At 39.8% G+C, this 16,816-nt stretch carries 14 protein-coding genes; 2 read left to right on the top strand and 12 right to left on the bottom strand.

Going from position 1 to position 16,816, the window contains the following annotated elements; translation table 11 throughout:
• Positions 1-173 precede the first annotated feature (173 nt).
• Positions 174-2,669, bottom strand: a complete 2,496-nt coding sequence (locus T356_RS0106995; protein WP_026513887.1) for a hypothetical protein — start codon at positions 2,667-2,669, stop codon at positions 174-176.
• Between the two features lie 151 nt (positions 2,670-2,820).
• On the opposite strand from T356_RS0106995, the gene T356_RS0106990 reads away from it, so the two are divergent.
• Entirely contained in the window at positions 2,821-3,528 is a 708-nt protein-coding gene (locus T356_RS0106990) for a WbqC family protein (protein ID WP_035780634.1), read from the top strand.
• 19 nt (positions 3,529-3,547) lie between these two features.
• Here T356_RS0106990 and T356_RS0106985 read toward each other — a convergent pair whose 3' ends face one another.
• The 11 genes from T356_RS0106985 to T356_RS0106935 form a co-directional block, all read right to left on the bottom strand.
• Positions 3,548-4,651, bottom strand: a complete 1,104-nt coding sequence (locus tag T356_RS0106985; RefSeq protein ID WP_026513885.1) for a DegT/DnrJ/EryC1/StrS family aminotransferase — start codon at positions 4,649-4,651, stop codon at positions 3,548-3,550.
• Positions 4,651-6,090: a lipopolysaccharide biosynthesis protein gene (locus T356_RS0106980; RefSeq protein ID WP_026513884.1), complete on the bottom strand. Its 1,440-nt coding sequence runs from the start codon at positions 6,088-6,090 to the stop codon at positions 4,651-4,653. Before T356_RS0106980 ends, T356_RS0106985 begins: the two co-directional genes overlap by 1 nt.
• 4 nt (positions 6,091-6,094) lie before the next feature.
• A complete protein-coding gene (locus T356_RS0106975) occupies positions 6,095-7,042 on the bottom strand; it encodes a glycosyltransferase family 2 protein (RefSeq protein WP_026513883.1) in 948 nt (315 codons plus the stop codon).
• A 9-nt stretch (positions 7,043-7,051) separates the two neighbouring features.
• Complete coding sequence (locus T356_RS0106970) at positions 7,052-8,029, bottom strand: glycosyltransferase family A protein (RefSeq protein ID WP_026513882.1); 978 nt, start codon at positions 8,027-8,029, stop codon at positions 7,052-7,054.
• 28 nt (positions 8,030-8,057) lie between these two features.
• Positions 8,058-9,227 (bottom strand): glycosyltransferase, encoded by a 1,170-nt coding sequence (locus T356_RS0106965; protein ID WP_155838985.1) that lies wholly within the window; start codon positions 9,225-9,227, stop codon positions 8,058-8,060.
• Positions 9,228-9,288: 61 nt separating this feature from the next.
• A complete protein-coding gene (locus T356_RS0106960) occupies positions 9,289-10,674 on the bottom strand; it encodes a sugar transferase (RefSeq protein WP_026513880.1) in 1,386 nt (461 codons plus the stop codon).
• Between the two features lie 92 nt (positions 10,675-10,766).
• The gene (locus T356_RS0106955; RefSeq protein ID WP_026513879.1) at positions 10,767-11,876 is read right to left on the bottom strand and encodes a glycosyltransferase family 4 protein; all 1,110 of its coding nucleotides are present in this window, start codon (positions 11,874-11,876) and stop codon (positions 10,767-10,769) included.
• Positions 11,877-11,889: 13 nt separating this feature from the next.
• On the bottom strand, positions 11,890-12,117 hold the full coding sequence (locus tag T356_RS0106950; RefSeq protein WP_026513878.1) for a hypothetical protein: 228 nt from the start codon (positions 12,115-12,117) through the stop codon (positions 11,890-11,892).
• 8 nt (positions 12,118-12,125) lie between these two features.
• Positions 12,126-12,692: a DUF3990 domain-containing protein gene (locus tag T356_RS0106945; protein ID WP_026513877.1), complete on the bottom strand. Its 567-nt coding sequence runs from the start codon at positions 12,690-12,692 to the stop codon at positions 12,126-12,128.
• A complete protein-coding gene (locus T356_RS0106940; RefSeq protein WP_035780632.1) occupies positions 12,689-12,913 on the bottom strand; it encodes a DUF3791 domain-containing protein in 225 nt (74 codons plus the stop codon). Before T356_RS0106940 ends, T356_RS0106945 begins: the two co-directional genes overlap by 4 nt.
• Before the next feature lie 32 nt (positions 12,914-12,945).
• Positions 12,946-14,166: a glycosyltransferase family 4 protein gene (locus T356_RS0106935; protein WP_026513875.1), complete on the bottom strand. Its 1,221-nt coding sequence runs from the start codon at positions 14,164-14,166 to the stop codon at positions 12,946-12,948.
• Between the two features lie 157 nt (positions 14,167-14,323).
• Here T356_RS0106935 and T356_RS0106930 point away from each other — a divergent pair, with 157 nt between their 5' ends.
• Positions 14,324-16,798, top strand: a complete 2,475-nt coding sequence (locus tag T356_RS0106930) for a CotH kinase family protein (protein ID WP_026513874.1) — start codon at positions 14,324-14,326, stop codon at positions 16,796-16,798.
• The last annotated feature ends 18 nt before the right edge of the window (positions 16,799-16,816 follow it).

Genomic DNA, 16,816 nt, shown 5'->3' with positions numbered 1-16,816 from the left:
CACCTAAACACATATAAACCACTTTATTATACATTGAATAATAATGATGGGCAAGCAAACCGACATATTGACGTTTATTATACGTTATTTTATCCAACAGATAATATTATACCCCTCACATATACAAAAATCTCCAAATAAAAGCCATATACTTTTATTTGGAGAAATATTGATCATCCTTCAATTCTATCAGTTCCGTCAAGAGTTCTGAGGACACTATCACTAAACGGAATCTGTCCCAAATATTCCAGATACAGTGCCCCATTTTCTTTTAATTTAATATGATACAACGCATGTCTTTTTATATCTTGTCCATTATTATCAAACAAGCGTGAGCAATATTTAAGAAAATCAGCATCATAATTGACCAGATATAAATATTCTTTATTGGATAAATACCTTGCATAATCCATCATCATATCCTCAGATGAAATAGCATCAGTACAAAACGAAGCTACAGAAGTCCAGCAATCCAGATCAACCCTCTTTACATAATAACTTGCTTGATCAAACGATTTTTCCGGCATATAAACAGCCATGCGATGTCCGTAGCCATAGTAAATTGAAAGTGCACGTTCAAAGTCTTCTCTCGACCTCTCAATCGAAACTATATCCGAATCAATCCAAGATGTCATGGAAGCAAAATCTATTCTTATACACGAAGCCACCATAACAACCAATGTAATAACAACAAGCCGCAGCATATTGTCTTTTCCATCGCTTTCTTGGTGCAAAACTTTTATCAGATATACCGCTTCAAATATCGCCAATGCTCCGACAAAGTGAACAGCATATCTGTCATATGCATTAAGACTTCCCCTGTTATACTCTTCCATATTATATAAATACTTATAGATCAAAGAGCTAAAATATAAAAGAGCCGCAAATACCACTTCTAAACTATCCTTAAAGAACTCCAAAGAAGTTTCATCTCTTCTGATAAGCCACAAAACCGCCGCAACAATAAACACTATCCCCAACGATTCAGCATAAGACAATCCCATAAAGGTTTTCATATTAAAAAAGGCATCTGCTAATTTCCTAAGTATAGCAACATCAGCAACATCAATAGAACCTGACTGATCTGTAAATGATACCAGAGCGGGAAGACATGGAGCAGATGACGCTATTAAATATTGCGGATTTTCCTGTTGCTCAGAACCCGAAGCAACATATGAATAATCAACTTCCCATTCTATTGGTACCTTATCAGTTAATCTCGCCCCCAAAATATCTACCGTCTTACTTGCAGTTATGCACGCAAACAGTAGCAACAACATAGCCGCCAAATATTTTTTTTCAACCTTCCTGCCTTTTTCCCTAAAACGAATAGCATGTGTCCCAAGAATCAAAGCAATTATTAGCACTGCCGGAAGTCCGGCTCTCTTGATCATAACAAGAGCAATAGATGCACAAATAAGCCTTATCAAAGATATCTTACTTAACTTCTCAAAATAAAGATTTCCCAAAACATATGCAAGCGTAATAGCAAACGGAACATCCATCATAGCGCTAAAAAAAGCACTTGGAAGAACAGCAACAGCAAAAATCGTACATAATGCAAGAAGCAACACTTTGAACATAAAATCTTGCTTTTTCCCTTGTAACCTGATCACATTTAAAAATACAAAGAGAAGTGAAAACTCATATAAAATTACAGAAAACAAATAAATATCTTCAGAAAAAATCCCGTTTATTGCTTCAAAGAGATATGCAAAGACCGAAATAAACTGATGATACCCATGAGTATACGCAAGTGAATCCGACCAAAACATATATTTACAATTATTCATATAGAAAATTGTGTCCGGATCGCCTATATAGGTATGGCGGATTGTAACAAAGAGCACTAAAACAGTCACAACCCATAAAATGGCTCCGTTATCCACACATTTGTAAAACGGTAGCTCCCTCTTATTACAGTCCAAAAAGAAAAAGACAATACCTGCTATAGATGCAATAAATAGGATTACAAAAACAAGCTTAAGAGCTCCCATCAAGCCGAACATATACGAAAGAAAAACCGTAACAAATACGGACAGTGCCACATTTTCCTCAAAACTATTTTTGAAAAAATGCACCAGAAGCAATGTTATTCCTACTGTGAACAGTAGAACACACATTAGTAAAAACCACTTGTAGTTCTTTTCTGCCAATATCCTGACATCAAGCGTATAATCTCCCTGCTTGTGCACCGCAGTCGGAATATCGTACACAAAAAAGCTACGGTAAGATGAATCTGAAGCAAGTTCAATTTTATCTTTATTATTTTCATCACTCATTATAAAAAGATTAAGTCTTGCTCCGGGAGAAGGTTTATACTTGTCTGAAAGCTTAAACCTTAAAACGCTCTCATTTTCTCCATTATATAAATTGGTCACTTTACTGCCATAGCCTTCAAATGGGTAACCGCCTTCCGATATAACAAGCGAATATTCACCATCTAAAAGAGTATCTTCTTTAAGAGCAAAATCAACCTCTACTATTTCTTTTCTATTGGGATAATACGTCTGAATAAAAATATCACCGGGAGATAAAGTAACAGAAGAATCTGTACTTCCGACAAGATTATATGAAACAGTCTGATTTCTGAGAAGAATAGCTGCAGCAATAATAATCACAACAACAAACAATACTATAAAATTAAAAAACCTGATTCTCTTATTCACTACTAATATCCTTCCGATCAGTAAATGTTATATTGTATAAAACACGCCGATATTACGTGTGAAATCTGTTCTCCTGTGTAATAATACTATATTTGCCTTCATTCTACAAATGAAGTATTATTATATGGATTATTTGGAGGAATTGCATATTATGGCTAATAAAACAATAGGAATCATGCAACCGTATTTTTTCCCTTATATAGGATATTGGCAACTGATGAATGCAGTTGATGAATATGTGGTATATGATGATGTCAATTTTATAAAGGGTGGCTGGATCAACAGAAACAGGATTCTATCGGACGCAGAGCCACTTTATATAAATGTCCAGTTATCCAAAGCAAGCCCCAACAAGAAGATAAACGAAATTGATATATTTGACGATCCAAGACTTGAGAAAAAGCTCTATATGACGCTTCAGCGCTGTTACAAAAATGCTCCGTATTACAGCGAAGTCTATCCGCTTCTTGAGAGTATCCTCTCCAAGATGAACGGAAATCTCGCAAAGTTCCTGTTTACTTCAATCAGTGAAGTCTGCGATTACCTGGACATCCGGACTAAACTGGTATTGTCATCAGACCTTGAAAAAGATACGTCACTTGCCGCAGAAGCTAAGGTGATAGACATAGTAAAGCGTCTTTCGGGTGACCGTTATCTCAACGCGATTGGCGGACAAGAGCTCTATTCCAAAGAGCACTTCTCAGACAACGGACTTGAGCTTAAGTTCCTTAAGACCGGAGATATTGTTTACAAGCAGTATGACAATGAGTTTGTTCCCGGCCTGTCTATAATCGATGTAATGATGTTCAATTCCAAAGAGCAGGTCAAAGAATTTTTGAACCAATTTGAATTGGTATGACAATGACCGGCTCCGCTGATTATTCTAGTATAACTTTACAGATTCTATCTACATCTGCTATATCAAGGTCCGCATAAAGCGGCAGTGTAAGAACCTGTTTACTGATCTTAAGGGCAATCGGTGTATTACTTGCATCGAATTGCCCTTTATAGCAGTCAAATTCATTGGTAAGAGGATAGAAATACTTTCTTGCTCCGATTCCGTTATCCGAGAGTTTCTCAAATACCTCATCCCTGTCTTTTCCAAATACGTCTTTATCAAATACAGCGGGAAAATATGCATAGTTAGGCTGTACCTTATCCTGAACCGCAGCAAGCTGTATTCCCTTAACGCCCTCTAAGTGCTCGCGGTATCTTTCCACAACCTTCTTTCTCTTCTGTATCTCTGAGTCAACATGCTTAAGATTACATATTCCCATCGCTGCGCAGAATTCATTCATCTTGGCATTTGCGCCGACTCCGTCAACGACTTCTTCATTCTTTATTCCGAAGTTCTTGAGTCTGTATATGTCTTTGCCGAACTGCTCATCCTTAAAGCAGACCGCGCCGCCTTCTATCGTGTTATATACTTTGGTCGCATGAAATGAAAAGCAGCTGACGTCTCCGAAGCTTCCGACGCCTTTTCCGTCTACGGTCTCGCCAAATGCATGCGCGGCATCATAGACAACCTTAAGATTATGTTTCTTAGCAATTCTCTCTATCTCATCAACATTGCAGATATGTCCGTAAACATGCACGGGAAGAATCGCAACGGTCTTATCCGTTATAAGTTCTTCAAGTTTAGTGACATCCATTGTATATGTCACGGGATCGATATCGCAAAATACAGGCTTAAGGCCGTTTCTCACGATCGCATGTGTTGTGGATGCAAATGTAAAAGGCGTGGTTATAACCTCTCCCTCAGAGAATCCGAGTGCCTGTAATGACAATTCAATCGCCATATGACCGTTTACAAGAAGGTCCATATTCTCAACTTTTAGATACTCTTTTAACCGCGCCTGAAGCTCGCAGTGCTTAACGCCCATATTGGTCATCCAGTGGGACTCCCATATATCTTTTATCTCATCCACATATTCCTCAAACGGAGGCATTGATGATCTTGTTACAAGTATCTTATTTTCCATTATTGTTTCTTCCAATCTTTTATAATTCCAAGAACATAATTAAAGGTTTCAAAATGAAATACAACAGAGCCCGCCACATAGACTATGACTCCGGCCACAATCTGTACAAGCAGCGTAAATATAAGATTCATGTTCAAAAATCTTATGCAATATACAACTGCCGCCATCACAGCAGACAGCAAAAGTGTCGGAAGTATATCACGCATTTGTTCAAAATAAGAATATCCGATAAGCTTCTTATTCGGCCATGCATTTACGACCTGATCTACAAGTTCTGCTGCGATCATTCCGTACGTTATCGCCATGACGCCATGTCTTACCGTTATGATAAGTATCAGTAAATTCGTCGTCTTCTTGATAATCTCAAGTTTCAGAAATAAGTCACTTCGTCCAATCGCCATCATGGCATTGAGATTTGCTGTCGCAATCGGATAAAAGACATCCACAATACAAAATATTATCAAAAACGGAACCGCGGGAAGCCACTTTTCAGTAAGGAGCAGTTTAATAAAAACATCGCTGCATGCTGCAAGTCCCAGCATAGCAGGTGCCATAAAATACGTGCTCGTCTTGATAGCGCGTCTAGTCATCATCTTAATCCTAGCTATATCATCCTGTTCCTCAGACATTGTAGGAAGAAGTACACTGCTAATCGACGTGTTTATGTTATTGATGATAAACATCGGAAACTGCTGCCCTCTGTTAAAACCGGCAAGCTGTTCTTTATCTATTTTACCTATTACAAGGCCACGCAGGTTCTCAAATCCTGTATTGAGCAAAGCCGAAACAAGTAATTTCCATCCGTATGAAAAGAGACCTTTAAGTCTCTCAAACGAGAACTCCGCTCTCGGTCTCCAGTCCACCGTTATCCACAAGATAATCGTATCAACGGCAGGGTTAACCACGGTCTGCGCAACAAGAGCCCACGCTCCGAACCCTTTAAGTGCCATCCAGATTCCCACAACAGCAGACGCGATCGTTCCTCCTATCGTAGAAAAAAAGAATTTCTTAAATATCATCTTTCTTGATACATAAGCCTGCTGCACATTTTTTACACCCGATATCACGATGGTAAGGCTGATCACTCTTACCATAGCCGCCAAACCGTCTTCTTTATAAAAAGCAGCGATAAAAGGTGCCGCAAAAAACATGATCATGTAAAGAATTGCACATGCGCATATATTAAAATAAAACACGGATGAAAAATCCAGGTGATCGGCATCTTTTTTCTGGATAAGTGCATTTCCGAGTCCGCTATCCACAAGAACCTGCAAGATAGCTGTGATGACAACAATTAGTGCCACCGTTCCGTACACTTCCATGTCAAGTATTCTGCCAAGTACTATCGATACAATAAACGAAACGCCCTGCGCTCCGATTCTCTCAAGAAATCTCCATATAAAATTTGTAATAACCTTCTTTTTGTTCCCGGTACTCACTTTACTACCTCGATGCAATTTTCTTTTTTAGCTTATAAAGCTTTATGTACAGGCCACAAGTAGCTTTTCCAAGCCAAAGTAAGACTACTGAAGTCTTTCTGTATGTCTTAAAATAATAAGTCAATGATTCATGTGCCCACTTTATCGGTTCCGACCTGTCCGCAACCTTACCGACACTTTCTCCGTGGGCATGGATAACCGAAAGTCCGTTATAGAAATATGTGAGATATCCGCATCTAAGAAGACGCTCGCTGAGGATCATCTCCTCCGCGAACATAAATGTATTCTCATCAAACATCCCCGCCTCAGCCATAGCCGAAGCGCGAATGAACATAAACGAGCCCATAACTCTGTAACAGGTCTTGCTCTCGCCGGTATAATCGACATCATTCCATTTAAATATCTTATCATGAGTAGCCATTGACAGGTATGTCATGACAAGATTCCCAAACGCAGTCGGCTTGCGGTTAGGGCTCTGAGGCTCTCCGTCAAGGCCTACGATCTTGGGCCCTATAACGGCAACAGCAAAGTTTCTGTCAAAGATTCTTTTTATCATACCAAAATCAAACGTATCGGAAATCTCAATGTCATTGTTGGACACAAGATAATACTCATCCCCAAAAAGCTTTTCCGACAGTCGTATTCCCAGATTGTTGCCTTTGGCATAACCAAGGTTATCTCCGGCTGATATGTAAATAAGACTCTTTCCGCCAAAAGAGTATCTGACAACTCTTTTGCCCTCGAATTCTTCATCTTCCTTACGCTTAAGTTTCTCTTTGCCGCTAAAGCAATGTGAATACTTGTGATTTCCACATAAGTCCTTAATGTCCGAGCGGTTATCCACAATAATGTAGTGGATATCCCCGTCAGCTACCAATTTCTTACTTATATCGCGGATATATCTAAGCGTTTTTTCTATGGAATTATAGTCTACAACTATTACAGATAACATACTCGTCTCTTATCTCTTTATTCCCAGTTTTATAAGAATATATTTTATCTTAATCTTAAGATCCGTAATTGTATCTAATGAATTTAAACCGCTTATAAATTTCCAGATTTCTTTTTCCCTGTTGTCATCCTGAGGAAGGATTCTGTCTGATATTTCTCCCACATACAGTTCCTGAGAAGAAAAATCATAACTTCCTGTCTGGCAGTTTACTCCGCTTCCGTCCCATCCCATATTTTTAACAAGGGTTTTGTGCGGCATAATGCTCATTTTACCGGTAAGAGTCTGGTACAGCTGGACATCGATGTCATCATAGGTGATTTCTTTGCCGCAGGCTCTGTTCACAAACCAGCCGCCGTATATTTTTCCAAGCGACTTTATGAGCTTATGATTTACGCCTTTTCTTATACCATTTATCAGGAACTCATGCGTATACTCGCTCATGAGCTTATCTCTTTTGTGAAAAAAGCCTCCGTATCCCCAGGCAGGGAACGCGGTTCTTACCATGTAACTGTATCCGCTCTTTTCATTATCGTTTTCGTTATCGTTTGCATTACCGGATTCATATGCGCTGTGGTCGATAGGATAGGAATAACCGCACACGCCGTATATATCGTCTCTGTCTTTTGTCTGCTCGAGCATTGTGTCAACATATTCGATGAATCTGTCTGCAAAGACATTGTCGTCCTCGGTAAAAATGTATCTGTCATGCTTCTTTCTGACAGCTGCGGCGAGGTCCTCGACATTTTTATATACTCCAAAGTTTCTCTCCCTTTTGAAAATATTGACTTCTTTAAAAGGGAACTTGGTCTCTTCCAGATATTTGCATATCTTGTCGTATCCTTCGCGGTGCGCTTCCTTGGAAGGATAATCAAGTCCTATATATATTTCAGTATCTTTTGCCCATGTGTTGCGGGCAAGGGACTCCATGCACTCTTTGAAATGATCAAATCTACACAATGTAGGAATTATCACAGGTGCGTAATACATGTCTTTAATCCTCTATTCTAAAAATTCATCAGGCTCCGGCAATCATATCCGCGAGCTTACGAAGGTCGTCGCTCTGTCTCTGCGTGACTCTGTTGTAAGTAGCCTTAATATCCTCAGTATCTATCGGGTTATTAAGTGCCATATATATGCGCGAAGCCATCTCCTCCTCGCTGTACGGATTTATCAGATATGCGCTTCCTGCATATAACTCGGGAAGAGAACACAATGCCGAAATAACGCAGGTTTTGCCGTATTTCATTGCTTCAAGAGGCGGCATTCCAAATCCCTCATTGAGCGTCGGATATACAAAAAGTCCGCAATTGGAATAAAGATATTCAAGCTCTTCAGGACTGACATACGGGATAAACTCAAACATCTCGGAATGTCTTATGCTCTTTTTAATACCTTTGGACAATCCGCCAACAAGCACCGTCTTTCTGTCTATCGTCTTGTTATCATATAGGCGATCCAGTGCCTTTAATGCTCTGTACGAGTTCTTTATCCACCTGTTGGTGCTGATCATCAGAACATAGCCCGTTCCGACGTTCAGACCTGTTTTTTCGCTCTCAGGCTCCATGTAGTGCTTACTCGGAGTGTACAATACGCCCGCGATCTTATTCCTCGTCTCAGGAAGATAAGTCTCCATCATAGCTCTTGTGTGCTCCGAAACGCATACTATCCTGTCATATCCTGCCGCACATACCGCGTATCTGCCGAGGTTCCTGTTCCTGAGATACCCGCGCCTTAAATATTTGCCGCACTGCTTTATCTTGTCGGTCATTCCATCATAATAAAGATGTGAATAATTGTCGACAGGTTCTTCAAAGTCCCTGAGATCATGGAAAGTACCGATAGTGATCATATCTACCGGAAGCTCTTTTCTGTCAAATACGATCGTTCCCGCGGAGTAAAAGACATCACATTTAACTTCTCCGCTTGATATCTTGCTTATAATGTCATTCGGCTCATTTATATATACCGTCCTGACATTCTTTTCCTTAATAAGGTCTTTTATCCAGTCATCAAGGAATCTGTCCTTAGCATAAAAAGCTATTATCTCCGCGCCGTTTCCCTGATATCTGTTTACAAGCTCTTCAAAAACAGCCTTCACATATTCTCCGCCGCCATGGAACTTGCTGCCAAACGAGGGCTGGGCTGTTATAAGATCGTATGCGATTGTTTTAATTTTGTTATCCAATAGACTGTACCATACTTTCAAAATTATAAAAAAGGAGGTGTTACCACCTCCACTTATTATATCACTTCTGTGCCTGTCTCATTTCTTTTTGCTTCTCCTCCGAGAAACCTTCAGTACTTTCTTTCTGTACAAGAATTTTTACAGTTTCAAAAATAATCTGAAGATCGAGAAGAAGGGAATAATTAGTTATATAATATAAATCCATCTTAAGCTTGTTAAGCGGACTTGTATTATATTTGCCAAATACCTGAGCAACTCCCGTAAGACCACCCTTTACTTTCAGTCTGAAAGAAAACTCCGGTATATCATTTGTATATTTCTCAACATGCTCAACTCGTTCAGGTCTCGGTCCGACAATAGACATATCACCTGCAATAATATTAAGAAGCTGCGGAAGTTCATCAATCCTTGTAGGGCGAATAAAGCGTCCCACTTTGGTTATACGATCATCTGCTTCTCCGGCAGGATGGGGCTTTCCATCTTTCTCAGCATCTACTATCATTGATCTGAACTTTAAAATGCTAAAGACTTTACCTCCAATAGTAACTCTGTCCTGCTTATAAAAAATAGGGCCTTTATCCTCAAGCTTTATCGCAATGGCAACAATTATAAAGACCGGACTAAATATGATGAATGCCAAAGTCGAAAAGAATAGATCAAAAAATCTTTTTAAAACACGCTGACACATACCCATTGCATTATTTCTGCACAGATAAAGCGGTGTATCAAAGAGGTTTATATTCTCAGAATTCTTACCGATTATATCTGCAATCTTAGGTGTAAAATATACCCTTTTCCCGATTCTGAAACATTCCTTTAATATATCATTCTTAAGCTCTGAAGGTATGTCATTAAGAAGAACAGCCTCATACTTAGGCACAATCGATATAATCTTTTCCACACCCTCTGTAATATTGATTGAATCAACAACCTTGTATTTATCAGGGCGTTCGTTCATAAACTCAGTTTTTTCATTGGAATCATCACAATATACTTCCAAAATGCGCTGCGGCTTAAAGAGTTTTCTGTATAAATCCACAAGCGGAATTATGATCAAACATAGAACAGTACTCTGCGCAAATGCCAAAACCAAATATATTAGCGCAAAAATAGGAAAATACCTAAACTGCCCTGTGATTGCACAAGAAATAAACGGCTCGCAAAAATCCACGATAAATATCGTCATTACCTGCGACGCCAATAGGTTAGCTTTCCTGTCAACACCAATCCTAAATGCCCTGAGTGACCTTCCGATAAAATAATATAAAATAAAATATATTCCGATTGCCATGCCCAGATTTCCGATTCCAAGAAGATTTCCTGTGTGGTTATTATCAAAAACAAAATCATACCACGCTATCAGAAACATTCCTGTCGCAAGTATGCATAAAAACGCTGTGCATAAAAATCTATATATATATCTTTTTTGTATCTTGCTCTTTTTCATTAGTACCTATTCCTCAACAAACTTTTCCCACTAGGAGTATAACATATCATAGCAGATATTTATTATAATTTTGTGAATAATAATCTCCTTTTTTAATTATATAAATACCCATATAAAAAGCGCTCAATTTCTTTTGCCATTGTGCATTCGTTGCTTATATTCTTCACATGATCCGCGGCATTAATTCCGATTTTTTCGCGCACGGCGTCATCGGTGTTTATGCTATTGATCACATTCGCAAGCTCCCGTGCATTCTCAGGCTCATAAGATACCGCTGTTACGCCCTCCTCATAGTAATCCACAAGGCTCGGCACTTTGGATGCGATCACGCACTTACCCATAGCCATCTGCTGAAGAAGCGTCATCTGGCCATATGAATAGTTGTACGACTTTAGCGGAAGGATACCGAATTTAGCACCTGTAATAAGATTCTTTAATTCTGTTATCGATACAAAGCCCATCTGTTCGACATTTGCTATGTCTTTGTACTTATCTTCCACATGTCCAACCAGAAGGAGTTTGAGATCTTTGGGCTGTGCAAGTTCAAATGCCTTGATCACGGTGTCCCAGTCTCTCTTGGAGTAGCCGACGCAGATGCAGTAAGGGGTTTGGATAGGAGCATCAGGGGTTTCCTGCCTCTTGGCTGAAGCATTATTAGTTTTCCGGACGTCGCTTTCTTCTGTGAAATACTCCGCATCCGTTCCGAATCTTATAAACTGCGATTTATCCACAATCCATGAAAAAAACTTCTCGTAGTACTTTATCTGACTGCTTGTATGATAAATAAAACCGTCAATCGACCTGCTGGCAAATTGCATCAGCTTAAGCGCCGCGCCGCTCTCTGCCGCGCTGTTAAACGCACCTATATCAAATACAATATGCTTTGCTCTCGTCTTAAAAAGTCTCCTCCACAAGCTTATAACAACGCCGCTCTGCATCCCGTGCGACACAACAAGGTCATACTTATTAAGCCTTGGTATCGCCTTCAGCGCCTGTATCACATAGAATCTCAGCTTATTCTTCTCTATATTCTGTATCCACTTTGCAGATGCGACATCAATAATATCAACTTCCGGCTTTCTCTCAAAATATCTAAAAAACCAGTAGTCTTCACCCTTTACATAATAATCGGGAGGTTGCTTGTCCTTCGGTGCCTCACTGCACTTCATAACCTCCCAGTTTGGAAGAAATAATATCTTCATATGATGCAATCCCTCAGATTCTTGTTTTCTTTGCCTTCATCTCACGTCTGTATTCATCCGCGATATAGTCAGGGCCGTTCATCCACATGTCCGTATCTTCATCAAACAACATATCCGCCGTCTCTGACTTCATAAATTGAAAAAAGGCCTTTGTTCTGGATATCTTCTTTTCCTTAGCAAGATTCATAGATGCCATTGCCGCAAGCAATTCCATTGTATACTCATATTTACTTACTTTCATATTATGACCTACCTTTTAAAATCAACTGTTTCCGATCCGACAAATCCTAGACTATGAAGCGCCGTTTCTGTCCTTATACATATCTGGTCCGTAAGCTTTTCAGGCATAAGAAGCGCTATAGCCGTCCTATCTGCAACATCACTACCGACTTTTCCATACACCCCATTAATATATGCCGTAATAACCTGGTTTGTATTATCATTGGCTATCTTTCCGGCAATAACATCATATCCGTTCCATTTCTTAAGCTGTTCTGTAAATAAGCCATTTCTTCTATGCATAGCCACACAATGAAGCCATTCTCTGTCAGCAGTTTCAAACTCGTAATGCAATATACTCTCGACACTGTCAAATTCAAAAACAGATACATAGCCCCTATCCTGGTTTTTGTCACAATATCCGTTCTTTGAAGCCTTTCCTATTGAAGACTTTACAAATCTCCTTGCTTGATCAATATCAGTAGTCAAATAAAAGCCTTTTCCAAAGTCTTTTCCCACCTCACACTTTGCAAGATCCGGCTTATCTACAATTACATAACTGCCATGATATAGCCTCTTCCCCGCTTCTATAATCATATCTTAACTCCTTTACCACGAAGGTACTTCTCTATATCATTTAAATTTGCTTCATCGCCTTGGACATGGTACTCTTCATAGCATGTTGCAATATAATCATTTACTTCAAATTCATCGAATATTTTCTCACAATTAACTGCATCCATATCCCACTTTATCTGCGCAAGTCGAAACAATCTGACTTGCAGCATAAATAAATCATCTTTGTGATTAAGAGCCATTTGTCCTCCTATGAATAATCTCATTCTACCAATTATTTTATCTCATTTACTATAGCGATTAGTTCCTCTGCGTATTCATCTGCGTCAAGCCTATTTAATTCCTTAAGTTTTTCTCTATATCTGTCCAATTCCTCAGAGTTTTCCCAAAGCTTTCTTATTACCTCTTTAAGCTCCTTTGAATCTCCGCTTGTAAACAGCCTTCCTGTCTTTCCATCTTCAACAAGTTCCGGAATACCACCAATATTCGCTCCTATTACAGGCACTAACCTCTCCTGGCTCTCCATTACAGAGAACGGACAGTTTTCATAGCATTCCGACGGACATACCGTAAACTCTGCATTTCTTATTATTCTATCAAGTTCATCGCCTGTCTTAAATCCAACATTTTTGCAATTGGAAAGTTTCTCGATTTCCTCCGCATACTCACCGTTTCCTGCGAAGATAAATCTTATATCCGGCAGCTCTTTACACGCATCGATCAGTGTTCTGACACCTTTTTCCCACGAAAACCTTCCAAAGTACAAAACATATCTATCCCCTGCCTGCTTATCATCTGTAGGGCCTTTCTCCGCATGCGTAATAAAATTGTGCATCGCCACAGTCTTGCCCGCGAACACAGGATTGGTATCCATCTTGGTCTTCATAAACTCCGAGCAGCAGATTATCTTATCAATGTACTTGTATGTCCCCTTAATCTTCCAGAAGACTGCCTCCATAGCTCCCACCGCAGACTTAGCCGCCGAGCCGTGTATGCATCTTCCCTTCACACAATTGGCAAAGTGTCCTCCGACGCACTTCTCGCAGTTCTCATGTGTCTTGGGATTATTAAACATATGATTCGGGCAAAGAAGCTGATAATCATGCGCAGTAAAGAAAATCTTGCACTCTCTTGAATTTTCTTTTCTCCACTTAACAACCTCAAGGATTACAGACGGCGTAAGCTGGTAATTAAAGTTGTTTAAATGAACAACATCGGGCTTAAAATCATCGAGGACAAGCCTTATCTTTTTCCTCGCTTCCGTGCTGTATATTGTCTTTATGGGATAAGTAAGCTTACTTAATTTGCTGCCCCCGTGGAAATCCATGTCCGATGTGTACGCACCTACCGCATTCCCAACGCACCTTCCCTTGTGTTCCATGCCAAAATACTGGACTTCATGCCCCATCTTAATAAGAGCTTCGCCCAGCTTAAATATATATGTTTCAGATCCTCCGTTTGGATAGAGGAACTTATTGACCATAAGAATTCTCATACAATATAAATCTCCGCCTGGATATATTTTCATCAATAACTATATCATGTTTATCATACTCTCTTCCACAGTGTGAAGTGCGATAACCTTCATATAAATTTCTCAGCGCCCCGAACCTCTTGTCATCACTATGTTTTTACAATAAAATGTTACTGTTATGACTACTATAAATTCAGTTAAAATAAAAAGAATCATCTTAATACTTGCATCCATAGTATTTCTATGCCTTTTGGCATTTTTTTGCAAATTTTTCCCTGAAAAAAGATCTCCTATCCGCATCACAGAAGTATGTGCCAAAAATATATCCGCAGCTTACGATGATAACGCCAATTACGGCGCCGACTATGTAGAACTGTATAATAATTCCGATGCCCCCGTCAATCTGAGTGGATGGGCTCTTTCTGATAACAAGCGCGACCTCGAAAAGTTCATTTTCCAAGACTATACGCTTGAGCCGCAGCAGACCGTAATGGTTTGGTCCAGCCCCAATATCGATGATACTTCGATGTACAAAGAAGACTTCCGTCCCTCTGATATTCATGACGTTCCTTTCAGATTTTCAAACGGAGAACAGGTCATTCTCTCATCACCTGACAAAAAAATCATTACAAGAGTGGGCATTCCGGGCAGCCTTCCCGATAACAAAGCATATTCCTCTTCTCTCAGTAATCTCGGGAAATTTTTTATCTGCGACGCAACGCCCTACTATGTTCCTGAATCCAAGATCCGCGAAGTTCCTCAGATTAAATCACCCACATTTTCTGTAGAAGGCGGATGGTTTGACAATGAGATAAGCGTTTCATTATCGGCCCCAAAAGGTGACATCTACTACACACTTGACGGATCTGTTCCGACTGAAAACTCGCTTAAATATGAAGGCCCCATAACCGTTACAAACAGGACAAGTGAGCCAAATATCTATTCAAACATCGATAATATTGCTTATGAAAACACCTATCTTCCCGACTATAACGTAGACAAAGCCACTGTGTTAAAAGCAGTCGCAATATCTTCAAGAGGAAAAAGTCAGGTTGCTTCAGAAACGTATTATGTAGGCCTTGATTCCTACGGCTACAAGAACACAGCCATAATGTCAATCTCAATGGATCCGGAAGATCTTTTTAACTATGAGAAAGGCATATACTGCATAGGAAAAGCCATGGATCTTAAGACAGCCAAATATGACGCAGATCCTCAGTCCTTCATATATGACTCTCCCAACTATGCCAAGGAGGGACGAGGCTGGGAAAGACCTGCGGAGATTGAATTTCTTTCTCCCGAGCACAAAAAAGAATTCGAACAAAAAATAGGTTTGAGAATACATGGCGGATGGTCCGTTGCAGAAAACCAGAAAAGTTTCAACATGTATGCCCGTCCCGAATATGACAATAACGAGGCATTTAAGTATGACTTTTTCAAAGACGGAACCGGATTACAATCCAAACTCATGCTTCGCTCCGGAGGTTCAACAGATCTTTTTGTCACAAAGATGCGTGACGTATTCTGTCAAAGCCTTGTGGAAGACAGAAACATCGGAACCCAGAAAGGAATTCCGTGCGAAGTATTTATAAACGGAGAATACTGGGGACTGTACGTCATACAGGAAACTATCAGCGAAGATTATGTAAGCACTCACTACAACGTCTCTCCCGACAATGTCCTTATAATAAAAAACACCGAGGACGTTTTTAACACAAATACCGATAATCCCGAGGATACTTCATATTTTACGGAGATACTTGATTTTGCCGCATCAAACGATCTGACTGTCCCTGAAAACTACAAATGGATTTCCGACAGAATAGACATTCAGAGCATGATTGATTATTACATAACAGAAATATACGTCGCAAACTCCGATTCTTTCTCCAACAATCTTGCTCTTTGGAGAACGATAACACCTGACGGAAGCACCTACGGCGATTGCAAATGGCGCTGGCTCCTCTACGACCTCGATGAATCCACAAACCTTATAACAAACAGGACAAATCCTTCCATGGATTCATTCATCGACGGCCAGTGGCGTGATTCCAACCCGCTTTTAAATGATACACTTCTTTGTGCACTGATTGAAAACAAGGAATTTAAGGGCCGTTTCGCATCCACATTTATGGACATGATGAATTACAATTTTAACCCTGACAACGTTCTTCCCAAACTCAACGCCCGTGCCAAAGAGTTTAAAGAAGGTGACGTAAAATCCCACAAACGCTTCCGCGGCCCTCTCGTAGTAGACAGCTACGATCCAAATGACGATTTTACCCCTCCTTACACAGAAGAAGACTTTGCTGTAGACATAAAAGTCATAGCAGACTTTTTCACCGAAAGACCTAAATACATGCAGGAATATCTTTTAAACGAATTGGAACTAAAAGATAAAGTCGGAAGCCTCAGCGTTTCCTGTAACTGCTCATCAGACTATGAAATAAAGATAAACACCCTTTCCTTCAATAACCTAAGCACCACATGGAAAGGCAACTATTTAACAGAGCACCCCGTACACTTATCATTCTCTTCCGATAATGCATCTTTCACCGGTTGGGAAGTAAACGGCAAAATCGTTTCAACTTCCCCTGAATACGATGTGTCTGTTACAACTTCCGGCACAAAAGTACGTGCCGTAACCAAATAAATATTCAGCAATCACAAA

Origin of the sequence: Butyrivibrio sp. LB2008 (assembly GCF_000621565.1) — a bacterium.
Taxonomy (GTDB): domain Bacteria; phylum Bacillota; class Clostridia; order Lachnospirales; family Lachnospiraceae; genus Butyrivibrio.
This window is presented reverse-complemented; position numbering and strand designations above follow the sequence as displayed.